Origin of the sequence: Cellulomonas triticagri, from assembly GCF_003696205.1 — a bacterium.
GTDB lineage: Bacteria > Actinomycetota > Actinomycetes > Actinomycetales > Cellulomonadaceae > Cellulomonas > Cellulomonas triticagri.
In genome coordinates this window covers 1-4660 of record NZ_RFFI01000184.1, presented here as the reverse complement: position 1 = coordinate 4660, position 4660 = coordinate 1, and the positions used below count along the sequence as shown (strand labels likewise).

At 75.4% G+C, this 4660-nt stretch carries 3 protein-coding genes; all 3 read right to left on the bottom strand.

Going from position 1 to position 4660, the window contains the following annotated elements; translation table 11 throughout:
- The coding region (locus EBM89_RS19520; RefSeq protein ID WP_199732212.1) for a dynamin family protein at positions 1–1766 on the bottom strand (1766 nt) is incomplete at its 3' end.
- Positions 1767–1866: 100 nt separating this feature from the next.
- Positions 1867–3549, bottom strand: coding sequence for an energy-dependent translational throttle protein EttA (gene ettA / locus EBM89_RS19515; protein ID WP_122151257.1), 1683 nt, complete (start codon positions 3547–3549; stop codon positions 1867–1869).
- Between the two features lie 176 nt (positions 3550–3725).
- Complete coding sequence (locus tag EBM89_RS19510; protein ID WP_122151256.1) at positions 3726–4340, bottom strand: single-stranded DNA-binding protein; 615 nt, start codon at positions 4338–4340, stop codon at positions 3726–3728.
- Positions 4341–4660 lie beyond the last annotated feature (320 nt).

Genomic DNA, 4660 nt, shown 5'->3' with positions numbered 1-4660 from the left:
GGGGTGCCGGTCGGGGACGCCGGGTCGAGCGGCCTGGCGGCGTCCCGTGCGGCGCGCTCCGCCGTCGCGGCGTCCGCGAGGGCGAGCGCCGCCGCCCGCAGCGCGGTCCCGTCGGTGACGCCGAGCGCGTCGAGCTGGTCGGTGTACCGGGCGGCCTCGGCGTCCAGGACGTCGCGGACGCGGACGTCGAGCCGGTCGCGGGCGGTGGCGGTCAGGCGGCGCACGGCGTCGTCCCCGAACACGGCCTCCAGGAGCTTCTGCGCGACGACGGCGGTGCCGCCGGCTATGCCGACCTCGACGCCGGTGAGCCCGCCGGTGGACGCGAACGCCAGGACCATGAGCGCGACCCCGAGGGCGTTCACGCCGAACGACAGCGCCCGGGCGGTCCCCCGCCGCTGGGCGCCCTGGTCCCGGACCAGGTCCAGCACGTCGGACTGCCAGTGCCGCACCTGCTGCTCGACGTGCGCACGCAGGTCCGCCGACGCGCGCGACAGGTCGAGCCCGGGCAGCAGCCCGGCACCGGCGGCGTCCCCGCGCCACGCGGCGTGGGTGCGCCCGGCCGCGGCGTCGGCGGCGTCGAGGACGACGGCGGCGAGGCCGTGCGCGATGGCCTGCTCGACCGGCGGGGTCGGGGCCGGTCGTCCGCGCACGAACGCGACCACGCGGTCCCGCGCCCGGCCCACGCGCTGCTCGACGGACCGCAGCAGCTCACCGGTCCCGACGAGCTCCTGCCAGCGGGCCAGCACCTCGCCCCGGAGCATCGCGCCGTCGGACGTCGCTGTGCGGACCTGGTCGAGCGCGCCGGCGTAGGCGCTCGCGACGGCGTCCCGCAGGCGCGCCTCGGCGGTGACCTGCGCGTCGGCGGCGGTCGCGAGGCGCAGCGCGCGCCGCCCGAGATCGGTGACGGCGCCGTCGCGGGTGCGGCGCGCGACGAGGTCCCGTGCGCCCGGGTCACCGAGGGCCGACAGCCACGCGGCGATCTCGCCGACGGCCCGCTCCGGGAGCAGCCCGTCGGGGTCCAGCCCCTCGGGGACGGCGAACAGCGGGGCGTCCGCGAGGTCGGCGGCGTCCACCATCCGCCGCAGGTCCGCGACGACGGCGTCCGAGCCGGGGTCGACGCGGTCCACGACCAGCGCGACCTGGGCGCTGCGCCGGGCGGCGTCGTGCAGCAGGTCCCACGGGACGGCGTCGGCGTACCGGGCCGCGGTGGTGACGAACAGCCACAGGTCGGCGGCGGCGAGCAGCTGCGCGGCGAGGGTGCGGTTGGCGGTCTCGACGGAGTCGACGTCAGGGGCGTCGAGCAGGGCGAGCCCGCGCGGCAGGGCGTCGCTCGCGACGAGCCGCAGCCCGGTCGCGGTGGCATCGGCGGGGCCGGTGACCCGGGCCAGCGCGGGCAGCACCCGGTCGGTGGCGAACCACCGCACGTCGAGGGGGTGGTGCACGAGGACGGGCGCGCGGGTGGTCGGGCGCAGCACACCGGGCTCGGTGACGCGGGCCCCGAGCAGGGAGTTCACCAGGGTCGACTTGCCCGCCCCCGTGGACCCTCCGACCACGACCAGCAGCGGCGCGCCCGCCGAGCGCAGCCGCGGCAGCAGGTAGTCGTCCACCTGGTCGAGCGCCGCCCGCCGGTCGCGCCGCGCGGCGTCCACCTCGGGCACGTCGAGCGGCAGGACCAGGGACCGCAGCCGGGCGTGCAGCCGGTCGAGCGCGTCGGCGACCGCGGCGGTCGCCGGGGCGCCCGCCGCGTCGTCGGGGGTGCTCGTCATGCCCCCCATCCTGCCTGGCCGGACGCCCGCACGCCCCGGGTGCGACGACGGCCGCCGTCCCCGGTGGCGGGGGCGGCGGCCGTCGTCGGTGCGCGGGTGGTCAGTCGCGCGTGAGCTTGCGGTAGGTCACGCGGTGCGGGCGCGCGGCGTCGGCGCCGAGGCGCGACACCTTGTTCTCCTCGTAAGAGGCGAAGTTGCCCTCGAACCAGTACCAGCTCGACGGGTTCTCCTCGGTGCCCTCGTACGCGAGGATGTGCGTCGCGACCCGGTCGAGGAACCACCGGTCGTGGGAGACCACGACGGCGCAGCCCGGGAACTCCAGCAGGGCGTTCTCCAGCGAGCCGAGGGTCTCGACGTCGAGGTCGTTGGTGGGCTCGTCGAGGAGCAGCAGGTTGCCGCCCTGCTTGAGGGTCAGCGCGAGGTTCAGGCGGTTGCGCTCACCACCGGACAGCACGCCCGCGGGCTTCTGCTGGTCCGGGCCCTTGAAGCCGAACGACGCGACGTACGCGCGGGACGGCATCTCGACGTTGCCGACCTTGATGAAGTCGAGCCCGTCGGACACGACCTCGAACAGCGTCTTCTTGGGGTCGATGCCGCCGCGGGACTGGTCGACGTAGGACACCTGGACGGTCTCGCCGACCTTCAGCGACCCGCCGTCGAGCGGCTCCAGGCCGACGATGGTCTTGAACAGCGTGGTCTTGCCGACGCCGTTCGGGCCGATGACGCCGACGATGCCGTTGCGCGGCAGCGTGAACGACAGCCCGTCGATGAGGACGCGGTCGCCGAAGCCCTTCTGCAGCCCCTCGGCCTCGAGGACGATGGCGCCGAGGCGCGGGCCCGGCGGGATCTGGATCTCCTCGAAGTCGAGCTTGCGGGTGCGGTCGGCCTCGGCCGCCATCTCCTCGTAGCGGGCCAGACGGGCCTTGGACTTGGCCTGGCGTCCCTTCGCGGAGGACCGGACCCACTCCAGCTCCTCCTTGAGGCGCTTGGCGAGCTTGACGTCCTTCTTGCCCTGCACCTCCATGCGGGCGGCCTTCTTCTCCAGGTACGTGGAGTAGTTGCCCTCGTACGGGTACAGGCGACCGCGGTCGACCTCGCAGATCCACTCCGCGACGTGGTCGAGGAAGTACCGGTCGTGGGTGACGGCCAGCACGGCACCGGGGTACGTCGCGAGGTGCTGCTCGAGCCAGAGCACGCTCTCGGCGTCGAGGTGGTTGGTGGGCTCGTCGAGGAGCAGCAGGTCGGGCTTCTCGAGCAGCAGCTTGCACAGGGCGACGCGGCGGCGCTCACCACCGGACAGCACGGACACGTCGGCGTCCGGCGGCGGGCAGCGCAGCGCGTCCATCGCCTGCTCGAGCTGGGCGTCGAGGTCCCACGCGTCGGCGGCGTCGATGGCCTCCTGCAGCACGCCCATCTCGGCGAGGAGGGCGTCGAAGTCGGCGTCCGGCTCCGCCATGAGCGCGGAGATCTCGTTGAACCGGTCGATCTTGCCCTTGATCTCGGCGACGCCCTCCTGGACGTTGCCGAGGACGGTCTTCTCCTCGTTGAGCGGCGGCTCCTGCATGAGGATGCCGACCGTGTAGCCAGGGCTGAGGCGCGCCTCGCCGTTGGAGGGCTGCTCGAGCCCGGCCATGATCTTGAGGATGGTCGACTTGCCCGCGCCGTTCGGCCCGACGACGCCGATCTTGGCGCCGGGGAAGAAGTTCAGCGAGACGTCGTCGAGGATGACCTTGTCGCCGTGCGCCTTGCGCGCCTTGTACATGCTGTAGATGAACTCAGCCACTGGCTCTTCGTCCGCCTCGGTGCTCGTCGGGTGCTCAGGTTGCGCGTGGACCCAGCGGGTCCGTCGCGGGCGGCCGGACCGCCCCGGGGTGCGGGACGGCGGCGCCGGGCGACGTCGCGATCCCCCAGCCTAGGCGATCCGGCCCCGCGCGACACGGCCCGCGGTCCCCGTCCTCGTCAGGCGGCGAGGTCGGCGGGCACGTCGGCCGGGTCGTCGGGCAGCACCTCGGCCCCGGTGAGGTCGTGCACCACCGCGAGGCCGTCGTCGGGTCCGTGCTCCGACGACCCCCTTCCTCCGTGCCCCTCGGCCTCCGCTCCCCCGCCACCGCCCGGGTCGGCGTCGTCCGCACCGCCCGCCCCCGGCCCGGGGGTGCCCGCGCCCGGCTCGTGCGCACCCGGCGCCCCGGCACCGCGTGCCCCGTCGACCGCGCGGGAGAACCGGGTGACCCCGCGCGCGAGGTCGTGCCCGACGGCGTCGGCGGTGATCTCGGCGGTGGTGCGGGTGGTGCCGTCGGGTGCCACCCACTCGGTGATGACGAGCCGGCCGTGCACGACCACGGGCTCGCCGCGCCGCAGGGACTCCGCGACGTTGCGGGCGAGGTGCTTGAACGCCTTGACCGTGTACCAGCTGGTGCTGCCGTCCACGAAGGCGTCGTGCACCCGGTCGTAGACCCGTGGGGTGCTCGCCACCCGGAACCGCACGAACGGCACGTGGCTCACCTCCCCGTGCACGAGCAGCGGGTCGCTGCCCATCCAGCCGGTCACGGTGATGTCCGTGTCGTTGAACGCCATGCGTCCTCCTCGTCCGTGCCGGTGCCCGTGCGCCCGGCGGTGGGTCGAGGGTGTCCCGCACGGCTCCGCCACCGCGCCCCGCACCGGCCGCGCCTGGGGACCGTGCACGGCGAGCCCGCCTGTGGACGGTTCGCCGCCCGCTCGTGAAGCGGGTCGGGCGCGGCCCGGGTCAGACCTCGCGCGCCCCCGCGACGAGGTCCCGGACCCGCCGGTGCTCCGCGAGCACGGCGGCGGTGGGGTCGGCGAGGCACCGGCGGGCGACGTCCTCCAGGGCCTGCCGCCCGTCGCGCCGCACCCCCTCGGCGCGGCGCAGCGACGCC